Genomic DNA, 14,735 nt, shown 5'->3' with positions numbered 1-14,735 from the left:
CCGATGCTAGCAGCCTCTTGGGGGAAAACGACATAACTATGTATTGCACGGTGCGTGTCCGGAGATGTTTGAATACAAGATGACTGGTCGGGGCGCGGTGCAAACGCCTAGACTTCGCGGATCTTCAGTTCAGGAACAGCCCGTGACCTCCATCTTCTGGTACGACTATGAAACCACTGGCATCAACCCGCGTTGCGATCGCCCGCTGCAAGTGGCGGGGCTTCGCACCGATTTCGATCTCAATGTCATAGACGAACCGGTCAATCTGTACTGCCAGCCCAGCGAAGACATCCTGCCGCACCCGGCAGCCTGCGCGATCACCGGCATCACGCCCGGCCAATTGGCCGAACACGGATTGAGTGAAGCCGATTTCATGACCCGGGTGCACGCGCAACTGGCGGCACCGGGCACCTGTGGCGCGGGTTACAACACCTTGCGTTTCGACGACGAGATGACCCGTTACAGCCTCTATCGAAACTTCTTCGACCCCTATGCCCGCGAATGGCAGGGCGGAAACAGCCGTTGGGACCTGATCGATGTGGTGCGCGCGGCGTATGCCTTGCGCCCGGATGGCCTCGTCTGGCCGACGGATGACGAGGGCCGGGTGACGCTCAAGCTCGAACGCCTGACCGCCGCCAATGGCATCGATCACGGCAATGCTCACGAAGCGCTGTCGGACGTGCGCGCGACCATCGCGCTGGCTCGCCTGATTCGGGAAAAACAGCCGAAGTTGTACGACTGGCTGTTTCAACTGCGCGGCAAACAGAAAGTGATGGACCAGATTCGGCTGTTGCAGCCGATGGTGCACATTTCCGGGCGTTTTTCGGCGGCACGCAGCTATGTCGGCGTGGTCCTGCCACTGGCCTGGCACCCGCGCAACAAGAACGCATTGATTGTCTGTGACCTGCACCTGGACCCGCAGGGCCTGCTCGATCTGGACGCCGAGAGCTTGCGCCAGCGTCTTTATACTCGCCGCGATGACCTGGCCGAGGGCGAGTTGCCGGTGCCGCTCAAGCTTATCCACATCAACAAGTGTCCGGTGGTGGCCCCCTTGTCGGTCCTGCGTCCCCAGGATCAGCAACGCCTGGGGCTGGACATGGCGTTGTATCAGGAGCGCGCGCTGCGGCTAAGTGACGCACAGCAAGTTTGGCTGGATAAAGTTAAAGCCGTTTATGCCAGCGAAGATTTCACTCAGAGCCAGGATCCCGAGCAGCAGTTATACGATGGTTTTATCGGTGATCGGGATCGACGTCTTTGTGAGCAAGTCAGGTCGGCTGACCCGGCACAATTGGCACAGGAACAATGGCCGTTCGATGATGAACGTTTACCCGAATTATTGTTTCGATATCGAGCGCGTAACTTTCCCGATACGTTGAATTTCGAAGAGCAGGAACGTTGGCGAATATTCTGTCAGCAACGTTTGACAGCCCCGGAGTGGGGGGCGCCGAATACCGTGGAAACTTTTCTAGAGGCCGCGGCCCAACTGAATGTTACTGCGACGCCGTTTCAGAAAGAGGTGCTTGGTGAGTGGGACAATTATGTCCAGGCATTGCGCAAACGTTTGAGTCTTTGAAAATGAAGATACCCGGCACAAAATAGCGGGCATAAAAAAACGCCAGCAATTGCTGGCGTTTTTTGTGTCGCGATAAAAGCGTGCGGCTTAGCCCAGCAGGGTTGCCCAGCCTTCTACCACGTCACCGCCCCACTTGGCTTTCCACTCTTTCAGAGTTTTATGGTTGCCACCTTTGGTTTCGATGACTTCGCCGTTGTGCGGGTTTTTGTATTGTTTAACTTTGCGAGCGCGCTTGGTGCCAGTAGTTTTTACTGCGCCGCCACGTGGAGCCTTGGTTTTGGATTCTGGATCCAGCAGCGCGATGATGTCGCGCAGCGACTTGGAGTATTCGCCCATCAGGGTGCGCAGTTTGCCTTCGAATTCCAGCTCGGTTTGCAGTTTGTCGTCTTGCGACAGGTTCTTCAAACGGGCTTGCAGCTCTTTGATAGCTTCTTCGGTGGCACGGTATTCGTTGATCAAGGACATGGAGACTACCTTATGTCAGGACGCAGGATGGCAGGGGACAGTGCGGCAATAATAGTCAGGGTGTTTCATCAAGTAAACATTAAACCGGGGTTTATTTAATTTAGTTGTGAAGAATAGGGCGGCAACTGGATGTGCAGTTAAATAGTGTGACGCAGGTATCACAGATATTCACAAATGAGTGCTTGAAGAGTACCGACAAGATCAGCGCTGCGCCGGTAGAGGGCGCCTTCAACGCCTGAATCAGAGACCCGCGCGCCACGCAGGGCGTCATCAATACTGCAGTTTTTCTGCGTTATCGCTAGAATGGCGGCCTTTGCGAAGTTCTGGAGTTTCCCCCTCATGCGCACTTTTCGGCTGGTGATTGCTTGCCCGGACCGCGTCGGTATCGTTGCTAAAGTCAGTAACTTTCTGGCGTCACATAACGGCTGGATCACTGAAGCGAGCCACCACTCGGACAACCTCAGTGGCTGGTTCTTCATGCGTCACGAAATACGTGCCGATTCGCTGCCTTTCGGTATTGAAGCTTTCCGCGAAGCCTTCGCGCCGATTGCCGAAGAGTTCTCGATGAACTGGCGCATCACCGATACCGCGCAGAAAAAACGCGTGGTGTTGATGGCCAGCCGCGAGTCCCATTGCCTGGCCGACTTGCTGCACCGCTGGCACAGCGATGAACTGGACTGTGAAATCTCCTGCGTGATTTCCAACCATGACGATTTGCGCAGCATGGTGGAATGGCACGGTATTCCGTACTACCACGTGCCGGTCAATCCGCAGGACAAGGAGCCGGCGTTCGCCGAGGTCTCGCGCCTGGTCAAACAGCATGATGCCGAGGTGGTGGTACTTGCCCGTTACATGCAAATCCTGCCACCGGAGTTGTGCAGCGAATATGCGCACAAGGTCATCAACATTCACCACAGCTTCCTGCCGTCGTTCGTTGGCGCCAAGCCGTATCACCAGGCCTCGCTGCGCGGCGTGAAGCTGATCGGTGCGACCTGCCACTACGTGACTGAAGAGCTGGACGCCGGCCCGATCATCGAGCAGGACGTGGTGCGTGTCAGCCACAGCGACAGCATCGAAGACATGGTGCGTTTTGGCCGTGACGTCGAGAAAATGGTGCTGGCCCGTGGGCTGCGTTATCACCTGGAAGACCGGGTGCTGGTGCACGGTAACAAGACCGTGGTGTTCTGATTCCCGCACGACACAGTTGAAATTCGGAGGGCCTGGGCGTTCAATCGCTGCAGGCCCTTCGCCGTTTCTGCATTGAGGATTTTGACCATGGCCGATCCGCTCGACAAAGCCACTTCCAAGGCTCCCGCGACGTTGGGTGAGGGGTGTTTGAGCCGATACGATCCGGATGACCTGAGCCCGGATGACGGCACTGAGTTTCCGGGGGCGGCGGAGTTGTGGGAGGAGTTGAATCCTGAGCCTGATGCGGACCCTGACTTGTAGGAGACGGGTTGCCGCCGATAGCGGTCTATCCGGCGACTTTTTTTTCGGAGTACATATCCATTGCTGCGGTAACGGCTGCTAATGGTTTCGCCCTTACGGCGAGTCACTTGGAAAAGCGCCAAGTAACCAAGCGCTTTTGCCCCTTTCGTTCGGTGCCTCGCTCCGGTCCTGCTCCATGGGCCCGCCGCCATCGGCCATCCATGGCCGGGGGCGGCTAACCCGGCATCCATGCCGGGTTGCCCACTGCGCAGAACCTGCGCTCGGCCTCTCGAGGGGGCGACCACCGCCACAGCCGCCGAGGCGGCCTTAAAGCCGACCTGGCTCTTTGGCGTACGCGTTCCCTCATTCCGGACCTGTACACCAATCCCGTGTAGGAGCCGGCTTGCTGGCGATGGACGTTAACGATGACGCGGGCTGTCTGGATGAACGCGGTGTCCCGGCGTTTTTCGCGAGCAGGCTCGCTCCTACAAGGGATCGGGTTCATACGGTCGAAATGGTAGGAGCCAGCTTGCTTGCGATGGCCGTCAACGATGACGCGGGCTGTCTGGATGAACGCGGTGTCCGGGCGTTTTTCGCGAGCAGGCTCGCTCCCACACGGGGATCGGGTTCACACGGTCAAAACTGTAGGAGCCAGCTTGCTGGCGATGGACGTTAACGATGACGCGGGATGCCTGGATGAACGCGATGTCTGGGCGTTTTTCGCCAGCAAGCTGGCTCCTACAGGGAACCGCGTTCGCTTTTGATCTTCACCACTCATCAGGCCGAGCGTTAGCTCGCCTTTGCTTTTGATCTTGCGGTGCACGCCCCCTCGAGAGGCCCACGGAGCAGGACCGGAGCGAGGGCATGCCGAGCCATAGCGAGGCACCGAACGAAAGGGGCAAGAGCCCTTGGTTACTTGGGGCTCTTCCAAGTGACTCGCCGTAAGGGCGAAACCAATAGGCGCCGTTACCCCACCAACGGATATGTACACAAACAAAAAAACCTAAACCTGCTTAACCCGAACCAACCTCTTCAAAAGCGGCCGCCCCAGCATCAGCAAAAACACCGGCCCCCCCACCACCAGATAAAAGTAATAAGTCACCGCCCGCCAGATCAGAATCGCCGCCGCTGCCGTGGATTTGCCCACCATCGGCGCCAGCAGCGCTGCCGAGGTCAACTCCGCCGCACCGGCTCCCCCAGGCAGCAGACTGAACTGGCCGGCACTCAACGAAAGCATCTGAATCAGAAAACTCCAGGCCCACTGCAAATCCGCCCCCAGCCCGCGCAACGCCAGATACAACACGCTGTAGCGCAGTACCCAATGCACGCAAGTCAGGGCAAACACCTTGATCAATGTCTGAAGGGGCAACTTCAGCGTTTCAGTGAAGGCCGCCAGAAAGTGCAGAAGTTTTCGCGCCCAGCGCATCCGCGTCGAGCCTTTGACATTAAGGCGGGCGAGCAGCCGCCCGCTCAAACGGATCAGCAGCCGATGGTAGCGCGCAAGCACCACGCAACTGAGCAACCCGCCGAACATCGACACGGCGCTGACCATCAGCAGCCACTCCATACGCTCGCTGAGGTGCTGGAACAGCGCATAAATCAGAATCCCGCTCAACGCGCAGAGAAAGAACAACAGATCGCTCAGCTGATCCATGGCGAAAACCGCGCTGCCCCGGGCCGGCCGCACGCCGTTGCGCGCCAGCAGCGCCATGATCGTCAACGGCCCGCCGCTGCCACCCGGTGTGGCGCAGTAGGCGAATTCGGCGGCCATCACCACGCCAAGGCTTTTGACCGGGCTGACTTTGTCACGCTGATCGCCCAACAACAGGCGCAGGCGCATGGTGTTTACGCCCCAGCACAGCAGGATCATGCCGAACATGATCAGCAGCCAGCTCAATGGAAAACTCTGCAACCGCGCCCAGGTCTGGTTACCACCCAGCAACAGAGGAATGAGCACCGCGGCGAGCAGCGCGACCAACAACAGAATTCCGCGGCTCATGCGGCGTGGCCTATGCGGTTGCAGTGCTGCGCCAGCCATTGCGCCTTGGTCATCGGAACGCGACCCTCGGCGAGTAAACGCTTGAGCGTGTGGAACCAATAATTGCGTGAGAATTCGTGACGCATGTCCACCGGATGCAACCCGAGGCGAATCACCGGCGCCTGGCGCCAGCGTTGCTCGCGTTGATCGCTGACCAGCTTCGACACACCGCGTCGCCAGGCACTGCGCGCACTCCAGACCAATCCCGGCGCATCGACCGGGGTGAAATCCGGCAGTCGATACAAATGCTGGGGATCGCTGGTGTAACTCAACGGCAACTCGCGCAACGCCTGACGCGTGCCTTCGCTCATCAACCAGGCCGGGGCGACAAAACCTTGCAGCGGCCAGTGGTAGCGCTGAAATACGTCGATACCTGCGCGCAGGCGGGTGAGGGCGGCGTCCCTGGACAGTTCGTAGAACTCGCCTTCGTGGGTGTAGATGCGGCGCATGAACCAGTCTCTTGGGGTGCTGGGCGGCGGGCTTTCATCGCAATGAAAGTAGCCGTGCAAAGCCAGTTCGTCACCTCGGGCGGCGCGGCTGGTGAGCAAACGTCGAAACGCCGGGTGATCGCCGAGGTCGTTGTGCTTGTGGAAATCCGGCACCACCAGCCAGGTCATCGGCACGTTACCCAGCGCGTCGACGGCTTCGACAAAGGGTTGGTAATCGGCCCAGGTGGGCGGCGCGACATCGTGCAGCACCAATAGCAGGCTGGTCGGGTTCATGGGTTCAACCATTGGCGATCAGCGGCCATTGGCTGCCGAGCACCGCGTAATAATGACCCAACAGGCTGTTGACCACGGTGTCCCAGGAGTAATGCCGTTCGACATGGCGGCGAGCCCGTTGGCCCAACACCGCACTGCCCGAACCGAACAACTCCCGTACCGCGCTGGCCATCGCCGTGGCGCTGTTCGGTGCGCAAAGCACGCCGCAATCAGGGGTGATGATTTCCTGAAAGGCCCCGGCCGCCACGGCCACCACCGGAATGCCGCAGGCCATGGCTTCTAGGATCACCAGGCCGAAGGTTTCCTGGTCGCCGGCATGCATCAGCGCGTCGGCACTGGCCATCAGTTTCGCCACTTGCGTCGCAGGGCAGAACTCATCGATCACCGTCACGTTGTCCGGCACCACCGCCGGCATCGACGAGCCCACCAGTAGCAGGTGATAGCGCCGGCCCAGCTGTTTCATGCAGTCGAGCAGCACCGGCAGGTTTTTTTCCTTGGAACCGCGCCCGGCGAAAATCAGCAGGTGCTTATTTTCATCGATGCCCAGCCTGGCGCGCAGGCCCGGGTCTCGGGCATCGGGATGGAAGGTCTGCAGGTCGACTCCCAGCGGCTGGACGAACACGTTCTTCACGCCCAGGCCGATCAGTTTGTCGGCCATGATCTGGCTCGGAGCGAGCACCCGGTCGAAGTTGCCATAGAGCTTGCTGACATACGCCTCGACATTGGGCGTGACCCAACTACCCATGCGATTGCTGACCAACAGCGGCAAGTCCGAATGATAGAAACCGATCACCGGCACATCGAGTTGACGGCGGGCATCGAGCGCCGCCCAGGCAGTGAGGTACGGATCGCCGACTTCAATCAGATCGGGCTGCAAATCCTGCAGGACATTGCGCCATGGCGCGAGACGTAGAGGGAAGCGATAACCTTTGCCGAAGGGCAGGGCGGGAGCCGGAACGGTGTAGACGCCATCCAGTTCACTCAGGTGCGAACCGGGGATCAGCAGGCTGTGGCGAATGCCTGGCTTGATCCCCAGGCGACGGTGTTTTGCATCCAGATAAGTGCGCACGCCACCGCTGGCAGGCGCGTAGAACATGGTGATATCGGCGATATGCACGATGAACAGTCCTCCGGTCCGTTGTGCTCCCTTGGTTGACCTATAAGAAGGATAGATGTTCGGTTGGGGTTGTGTGGCGGGGTGTCAGGGAGTTGTCGGGTGTTTGGGCCATCGCTTTCGCGAGCAGGCTCGCTCCCACAAGGTCTTGCGCTAAACCTGTGGGAGCGAGCCTGCTCGCGATGAGGGTGGTTCCGACACTAAATCTGGAAACTTCCCACCAATTGCTTGAGACGCGCCGCCTGCCGCTCCAGGTCCGAACACGCCTGCAAGGTCAATTGCAGGTTTTCCACCCCTTCCCGGTTCAGTGTATTGATTTCGGTGATGTCGACATTGATCGCCTCGACCACCGCCGTCTGTTCTTCGGTCGCCGTCGCCATCGACTGGTTCATCCCGTCGATCTCGCCAATCCGCAGGGTCACGCTGTGCAGGCGCTCGCCCGCCAGATTGGCGATGTCCACGCTGTCCTGGCTGTGGCGCTGGCTGTCGTTCATGGTGCTGACGGATTCGCGGGCGCCGACTTGCAACTCCTCGATCATGCTCTGTACCTGCTGCGCCGATTCCTGGGTGCGGTGCGCCAGGTTGCGCACTTCATCGGCCACCACGGCAAAGCCGCGCCCGGCTTCACCGGCGCGAGCCGCTTCGATCGCCGCGTTCAGCGCCAGCAGGTTGGTTTGCTGGGAAATGCTGGTGATCACGTCGAGGATCTGCCCGATGTTCGCGGTATGGCTGCTCAGTGATTCGATGTGGATACTCGAAGCATTGAGCACGCTCGACAGTTGGTTCATCGCGACAATGCTGCGATCCACCACGTGCTGGCCGTCTTCGGCGAGGCCGCGGGCGTCGCTGGCCTGACTGGACGCCAGGGCGGCGTGGTGGGCGATTTCCTGAGCCGCCGCGCCGAGCTGATTGATCGCCGCGGCGACGCTGCGGGTGCGCGAGGCTTGCTGGTCGGCGTTGTCCATTGACGAGGTCGACGCCGCGACCACCCGCAGGGCCACTTCGTTGACCTGGCCGGTGGCCGAGGACGCTTCGCGGATCGACCCGTGGATACGCTCCACGAAGCGGTTGAACGCGGTGCCGAGCAGGCCGAATTCGTCGTTGTTCCGGATGCTCAGGCGTTTGGTCAGGTCGCCTTCACCGTCTGCGATCTCGACCATGGCGCGGGTCATGGCGTGCAGCGGCTGGATCAGCAGGCGAATCAACAGGCCGAGCAGGGCGATGATGATCGCTACCGCGATGACGGTCGCCACTGCCGCCGAGGTGCGGAATTCGCTGAGCATCGCGAAGGCCTGGTCTTTATCCACCGACAAACCGATGTACCAGTTGATGGAGGACAGGCCTTTGATTGGCGTGAAAGTGACGATGCGGGTCTTGCCATCGACGTCCACTTCACTGAAATCGCTGCTGATGCGCGCCGTGCTGTTCGGATAGGCCTCGGCCAGGGATTTCATCACCAGTGCCTTGTCCGGGTGCACCAGGATCTTGCCGTCGGCGCTGACCAGAAAGGCGTAGCCCATGCCGCCAAAGTCCAGCGCGTTGAGGCTGTCGATGATCATCTGCATGCTCAGGTCACCGCCGATTGCGCCGATGTTCTGGCCGTCATGGAATACGCGGTGGACGATGGAAATGACCTGTTGGCCGGTGGCCATGTCGGTGTAGGGTTCGGTCAGCACCGAGCCGCTGCTGCCTTGGGCGCTCTTGTACCAATCGCGAATGCGGGGATCAAAGCCCTCGGGCATTTTGGCGTCGGGGCGGATGATAAAGGTGCCATCGCTGCTGCCCAGAAAAACGCCCATGAACGCCGCCGCCATTGCCTTCTGCTCAAGCAGTCGGGTGATGTTGCTGATGTCCGCGTCCAGCGCGATGTTTTGTGAGAGGTTTTCAATCAGCAGGCTGCGGCCGTTGAGCCAAGTCTGGATATTGTTGGCCGTCACCCTGCCCATTTCCTGCAGGGAGTTGTCCAGGTCATGGCGTATCGCATTGCGTTGCTTGTAGTCGTTGTACAACGTAAATGCAGCGAAGGCGGCGGTGACGATGAGGGCGGCGGCAAGCAGGATCTTATGGCTGAAGCGCATATTTTTATTCATGGCTTGGGGGTTCCGATAAGGTCTTAATGCCCAAGGCGTGCTTTTATAAAGGCAGACAGCAAGGGCAGGGTTGAGGTCAGGCTGATCATTCCGTCCTCGCCCTAGCGGATTATCAGCGCAGTACAATGTGTATTATTGGCGCTGTTCGATCAAGGTTTAATCATGGGTGACAACATGCACGATTCATCGCAACTCGTTATCGGTGCCGATCTAGCTGGGCAACCGATCGCCCAGGCCATGCGCCTTGCGAACCGTCACGGTCTTGTCGCGGGCGCTACCGGGACCGGCAAGACCGTCACCTTGCAGCGACTCGCCGAAGCGTTCAGCGATGCGGGCGTGGCGGTGTTTGCCGCGGATATCAAAGGTGACCTGTGCGGTCTCGGCGCCGCCGGCGACCCTCAGGGCAAGATCGCCGAGCGCATCGCCGGGATGCCCTGGCTGAATCACAAGCCGCAGGCGTATCCCGTCACCTTGTGGGACATTCACGGTCAGTCCGGTCATCCGTTGCGCACCACTTTGAGCGAAATGGGCCCGTTGCTGATCGGTGCTCTGCTGGAGCTGACCGACAGCCAGCAATCAGCGCTGTACGCCGCATTCAAGGTCGCGGACCGCGAAGGGCTGTTGCTGCTGGATTTGAAAGACCTCAAGGCGTTGCTCAATCACTTGCGCGACCACCCTGAATTGCTCGGTGACGATGCGGCGCTGATGACCACGGGCTCGAGTCAGGCGCTGTTGCGACGCCTGGCGACCCTGGAGCAGCAGGGCGCCGAAGCGCTGTTCGGTGAGCCGGCGCTGCAACTCGAAGACATTCTGCAACCGACGGCCGACGGGCGTGGGCGCATTCACTTGCTGGACGCCAGTCGCCTGGTGCACGAAGCGCCGAAGGTCTACGCCACGTTCCTGTTGTGGCTGCTGGCCGAACTGTTCGAGCAACTGCCGGAGCGCGGCGATGCCGAAAAACCGCTGCTGGCGCTGTTTTTCGACGAAGCCCATTTGTTGTTCGCCGATACGCCCAAGGCGTTGCAGGAGCGTCTGGAACAAGTCGTGCGGCTGATCCGCTCGAAAGGCGTGGGCGTGTATTTCGTCACCCAGTCACCGGGCGACTTGCCGGATGACGTGCTGGCGCAGCTGGGCCTGCGTATCCAGCACGGCTTGCGCGCGTTCACTGCCAAGGAACAGAAATCCCTGCGAGCAGTGGCTGAAGGTTTTCGACCGAATCCAGCGTTCGATGCCTTGTCGGTGTTGACTGAGCTGGGGATTGGCGAAGCGCTGGTCGGCACGTTGCAGGACAAAGGTACGCCGGGGATGGTCCAGCGTGTCCTGATCGCGCCGCCGCAATCGCGGATCGGGCCGCTGAGTGAGGCCGAGCGCACGCTGCTGATCGCCGGTTCGCCGTTCAAGGGCCGGTATGACAAACCGGTGGATCGCGAGTCGGCCTACGAAGTGTTGATGGGACGCAAAGGCCTGGCGCCAGACGCCGAAGCCGCGCCGGGCAAACCTGCGCCCGAGGAGCCGAGTTTTACCGACAAGGCCGGGGAGTTCCTCGGCACGGCGGCAGGGCAGGCACTGAAATCGGCGATGCGACAGGCGGCCAATCAGTTGGGTCGGCAGTTGGTGCGCGGGTTGATGGGGTCGCTGCTGGGCGGCAGTAAACGCCGATAACTTCTCACCACGGTCAAAACTGTGGGAGCGAGCCTGCTCGCGATGGCGTAGTGTCAGCCAATAAAAATGGTGACTGATACGCCGCCATCGCGAGCAGGCTCGCTCCCACATTCGTTCTGTGTCAGTCCTTGGGTTTGGCGTGGGCCGCCAGCCGTTCCAGCGCGGCCCGCAGATTCGGATCGCTGATCCCGTCAGCCGTGGCCTTGATGGTCGCGCCCGCATCTGTCGACAGACTGATGGTGTGCCCTGCCGCGCCTTGCTGAACGGTCGGCGGCTGCACCTTGAACAGAATCCGCGTCAGGCTGGCGAACTCGTCAAACATCTGCAACTGCCGTTGCAAGCGCTTCTGCTGATAACGCAGGCGCGTAGCCCAGTGACCGTCGGTGACAATCAGCAACAGACTGCCTTCGCGCCACGACGCCACATGGCAATGCTCGCGGGCGGCGGGTTGCAATTGGCTTTCGAGCAGACGTTGTAAATGACCCAGGCGTTGAGCATGGCCAAAAATGGCTTTCAGCGGTTTGGCTTCGCGAAGCAGAACGGCGGGTGCTCTGGCCGTAAGAGGGCGAAATGCCATGATCAGACACCTGAAGTAACAGAGCCGCCATGGTAGCAGAAAGCACTGGTTGCACCCGACCCATTGCTTTGCGCGCGCTTTACCCATTAAATCAACAAGTAACTTCTGCCGTAAGCGGCTTGAAGTTCAGCAAAAAGCCCTTATTTTAAGTGAGCCCCGTTACAGCGCAGTGCATGCATCGTGGAATAACGCCACTTTCCTCACCATCGTTTCCGGGTAGAATGCTCGTTCGCATGCGGCCATGAGGGCTGCACGGGCGACTCACGGGGCCGCCCTCCATCCCTTTAGTGTGGAAGATCCTGCCGATATGTTTGCGCCTTTGTTAAAGAAACTTTTTGGAAGCAAGAATGAGCGTGAAGTCAAACGCATGCTCAAGACGGTGCAACTCGTCAATGCCTTCGAAGAGCAAATGGTGGCCCTTTCGGACGATCAATTGCGTGCCAAGACGGATGAGTTCAAGGCCCGCATCGCCAAAGGGGAATCCCTCGACAAGCTGTTGCCAGAAGCCTTTGCGGTCGCCCGCGAAGCCGGCAAGCGCGTCATGGGTATGCGCCACTTCGATGTCCAGCTGATCGGCGGCATGACCTTGCATGAAGGCATGATCGCGGAAATGCGTACCGGTGAAGGCAAGACCCTGGTGGCCACACTGGGCGTTTACCTGAACGCGCTGTCCGGCAAGGGCGTGCACGTTGTTACCGTGAACGACTACCTGGCTCGCCGCGACGCCAACTGGATGCGTCCGCTCTATGAATTCCTCGGCCTGACGGTCGGCGTGGTCACGCCGTTCCAGCCGCCGGAAGAGAAACGCCTGGCTTACGCCGCCGACATTACCTACGGCACCAACAACGAATTCGGTTTCGACTACCTGCGCGACAACATGGCGTTCAGCATGGAAGAAAAATTCCAGCGCGAACTCAATTTTGCCGTGATCGACGAAGTCGACTCCATCCTCATCGACGAAGCCCGTACGCCGCTGATCATTTCCGGTCAGGCCGAGGACAGCTCCAAGCTGTACATCGAGATCAACAAACTGATCCCGCAGTTGCAGTTGCACGTCGAAGAAGTCGAAGGCGAAGTCACCAAGGCCGGCCACTACACCGTTGACGAGAAGACCCGCCAGGTCGAACTCAACGAAGCCGGTCACCAGTTCATCGAAGACATGCTGACCCGCGTCGGCCTGCTGGGCGAAGGCGAGAGCCTGTACTCGGCGCACAACCTGGGCCTGCTGACCCACGTTTACGCCGGTCTGCGTGCGCACAAGCTGTTCAACCGCAACGTCGAGTACATCGTGCAGGACGGTCAGGTTGTCCTGGTCGACGAACACACCGGCCGCACCATGCCGGGCCGTCGTTTGTCCGAAGGTCTGCACCAGGCCATCGAAGCCAAGGAAAACCTGAACATCCAGGCCGAAAGCCAGACCCTGGCCTCGACCACGTTCCAGAACTACTTCCGTCTGTACAACAAGCTGTCCGGCATGACCGGTACCGCAGACACCGAAGCGTTCGAGTTCCATCAGATCTATGGCCTGCAGGTCATGGTGATCCCGCCGAACAAGCCTTTGGCGCGTAAAGACTACAACGACCTGGTGTTCCTGACCGCCGACGAGAAATACGCGGCGATCATCAACGACATCAAGGAATGCATGACCCAGGGCCGTCCGGTGCTGGTGGGTACTGCCACCATCGAAACCTCCGAGCACATGTCTGCGCTGCTGCAGAAGGAAGGTATCGAGCACAAGGTCCTCAACGCCAAGTTCCACGAAAAGGAAGCCGAGATCATTGCCCAGGCCGGTCGTCCGGGTGCATTGACCATCGCCACCAACATGGCCGGTCGTGGTACCGACATCCTGTTGGGCGGTAACTGGGAAGTGGAAGTCGCGTCCCTGGAAGACCCTACGCCGGAGCAGATCGCCCAGATCAAGGCCGACTGGCAGAAGCGTCACCAGCAAGTGCTCGAGTCGGGCGGTTTGCAGGTGATTGCATCCGAGCGTCATGAATCGCGCCGTATCGACAACCAGCTGCGTGGTCGTGCCGGTCGTCAGGGTGACGCCGGTTCCAGCCGTTTCTACCTGTCGCTGGAAGACAGCCTGATGCGCATCTTCGCCTCTGATCGGGTGAAGAACTTCATGAAAGCCTTGGGCATGCAGTCCGGTGAAGCGATCGAGCACCGCATGGTGACCAACGCCATCGAGAAGGCTCAGCGCAAGGTTGAAGGCCGCAACTTTGACATTCGTAAGCAACTGCTCGAGTTCGACGACGTCAACAACGAACAGCGTAAAGTGATCTATCACATGCGTAACACGTTGCTGGCCGCCGACAACATCGGTGAAACCATCGCCGATTTCCGTCAGGACGTACTCAACGCGACTGTCAGCGCTCACATTCCACCACAATCGCTGCCTGAGCAGTGGGACGTGGCCGGTCTGGAAGCGGCGTTGCAGAGCGACTTCGGTGTGTCGCTGCCGATCCAGCAATGGCTCGACGAAGACGATCACCTGTACGAAGAGACCCTGCGCGAGAAGCTGATGCAGGAGCTCATCGCAGCGTACAACGAGAAAGAAGACCAGGCGGGCGCCGAGGCGCTGCGCACCTTCGAGAAACAAATCGTTCTGCGCGTGCTGGACGACCTGTGGAAAGACCACCTGTCGACCATGGACCACCTGCGTCACGGCATCCACTTGCGTGGCTACGCCCAGAAGAACCCGAAGCAAGAGTACAAGCGCGAGTCGTTCACGCTGTTCTCCGAGCTGCTGGATTCGATCAAGCGCGACTCGATCCGTGTGCTGTCGCACGTTCAGGTTCGCCGCGAAGATCCGATCGAAGAAGAGCAGCGTCTGCGTCAGGAAGCCGAGGCACTGGCGGCGCGCATGCAGTTCGAGCACGCTGAAGCGCCTGGTCTCGAAGAACCGGAACTGCTCGGTGAAGAGGTTGATGTAGCCCTCGCTACCGCACCGGTTCGCAATGAGCAGAAGCTGGGCCGTAACGAACTGTGCTACTGCGGTTCGGGCAAGAAATTCAAGCATTGCCACGGGCAGATCCAGTAAAACCCGTTTCATACGCTGAAATA

10 protein-coding genes and 2 pseudogenes are annotated in these 14,735 nt (G+C 59.7%); 5 read left to right on the top strand and 7 right to left on the bottom strand.

Annotated elements, in window-relative coordinates:
* Positions 1-142: 142 nt before the first annotated feature.
* Positions 143-1,573, top strand: a complete 1,431-nt coding sequence (sbcB, locus tag ACF6ZU_RS06220; protein WP_392890978.1) for an exodeoxyribonuclease I — start codon at positions 143-145, stop codon at positions 1,571-1,573.
* Between the two features lie 87 nt (positions 1,574-1,660).
* Here the strand turns inward: sbcB and mvaT are convergent, their stop codons facing one another.
* Positions 1,661-2,038 (bottom strand): histone-like nucleoid-structuring protein MvaT, encoded by a 378-nt coding sequence (mvaT, locus tag ACF6ZU_RS06215; RefSeq protein ID WP_007933316.1) that lies wholly within the window; start codon positions 2,036-2,038, stop codon positions 1,661-1,663.
* A 339-nt stretch (positions 2,039-2,377) separates the two neighbouring features.
* On the opposite strand from mvaT, the gene purU reads away from it, so the two are divergent.
* Both purU and ACF6ZU_RS06205 read left to right on the top strand, forming a co-directional pair.
* Positions 2,378-3,226 carry a formyltetrahydrofolate deformylase gene (gene purU / locus ACF6ZU_RS06210; protein ID WP_262172206.1) on the top strand — a complete coding sequence of 283 codons (849 nt, stop codon included), beginning with the start codon at positions 2,378-2,380 and terminating at the stop codon, positions 3,224-3,226.
* Between the two features lie 87 nt (positions 3,227-3,313).
* Complete coding sequence (locus tag ACF6ZU_RS06205; RefSeq protein ID WP_392890977.1) at positions 3,314-3,487, top strand: hypothetical protein; 174 nt, start codon at positions 3,314-3,316, stop codon at positions 3,485-3,487.
* 982 nt (positions 3,488-4,469) lie between these two features.
* On the opposite strand, the gene ACF6ZU_RS06200 is transcribed toward ACF6ZU_RS06205, so the two are convergent.
* From ACF6ZU_RS06200 to ACF6ZU_RS06180, 5 genes and pseudogenes are all read right to left on the bottom strand, one after another.
* Positions 4,470-5,465, bottom strand: a complete 996-nt coding sequence (locus tag ACF6ZU_RS06200; RefSeq protein WP_392890976.1) for a YbhN family protein — start codon at positions 5,463-5,465, stop codon at positions 4,470-4,472.
* A complete protein-coding gene (locus ACF6ZU_RS06195) occupies positions 5,462-6,238 on the bottom strand; it encodes a DUF2334 domain-containing protein (RefSeq protein ID WP_392890975.1) in 777 nt (258 codons plus the stop codon). Before ACF6ZU_RS06195 ends, ACF6ZU_RS06200 begins: the two co-directional genes overlap by 4 nt.
* Positions 6,231-7,352 carry a glycosyltransferase family 4 protein gene (locus ACF6ZU_RS06190; RefSeq protein WP_392893719.1) on the bottom strand — a complete coding sequence of 374 codons (1,122 nt, stop codon included), beginning with the start codon at positions 7,350-7,352 and terminating at the stop codon, positions 6,231-6,233. Before ACF6ZU_RS06190 ends, ACF6ZU_RS06195 begins: the two co-directional genes overlap by 8 nt.
* A 188-nt stretch (positions 7,353-7,540) precedes the next feature.
* Positions 7,541-8,137, bottom strand: a pseudogene (locus ACF6ZU_RS06185) (methyl-accepting chemotaxis protein); the annotation flags it as partial.
* Positions 8,138-8,446: 309 nt separating this feature from the next.
* Positions 8,447-9,286: pseudogene (locus tag ACF6ZU_RS06180) on the bottom strand (cache domain-containing protein); the annotation flags it as partial.
* Positions 9,287-9,604: 318 nt separating this feature from the next.
* Here ACF6ZU_RS06180 and ACF6ZU_RS06175 point away from each other — a divergent pair.
* Positions 9,605-11,092: a helicase HerA-like domain-containing protein gene (locus ACF6ZU_RS06175; RefSeq protein WP_392890974.1), complete on the top strand. Its 1,488-nt coding sequence runs from the start codon at positions 9,605-9,607 to the stop codon at positions 11,090-11,092.
* A 121-nt stretch (positions 11,093-11,213) separates the two neighbouring features.
* Here the strand turns inward: ACF6ZU_RS06175 and ACF6ZU_RS06170 are convergent, their stop codons facing one another.
* Positions 11,214-11,669, bottom strand: coding sequence for a DUF721 domain-containing protein (locus ACF6ZU_RS06170; RefSeq protein ID WP_392890973.1), 456 nt, complete (start codon positions 11,667-11,669; stop codon positions 11,214-11,216).
* A 307-nt stretch (positions 11,670-11,976) separates the two neighbouring features.
* Between ACF6ZU_RS06170 and secA the strand changes: the two genes are divergently transcribed.
* Complete coding sequence (gene secA, locus ACF6ZU_RS06165; RefSeq protein WP_392890972.1) at positions 11,977-14,712, top strand: preprotein translocase subunit SecA; 2,736 nt, start codon at positions 11,977-11,979, stop codon at positions 14,710-14,712.
* The last annotated feature ends 23 nt before the right edge of the window (positions 14,713-14,735 follow it).

It is taken from the genome of Pseudomonas migulae, assembly GCF_043225285.1.
Lineage (GTDB): Bacteria > Pseudomonadota > Gammaproteobacteria > Pseudomonadales > Pseudomonadaceae > Aquipseudomonas > Aquipseudomonas migulae_C.
The sequence above is the reverse complement of the archived record's forward strand: the minus strand, read 5'-3'. Positions and strand labels throughout refer to the sequence as shown.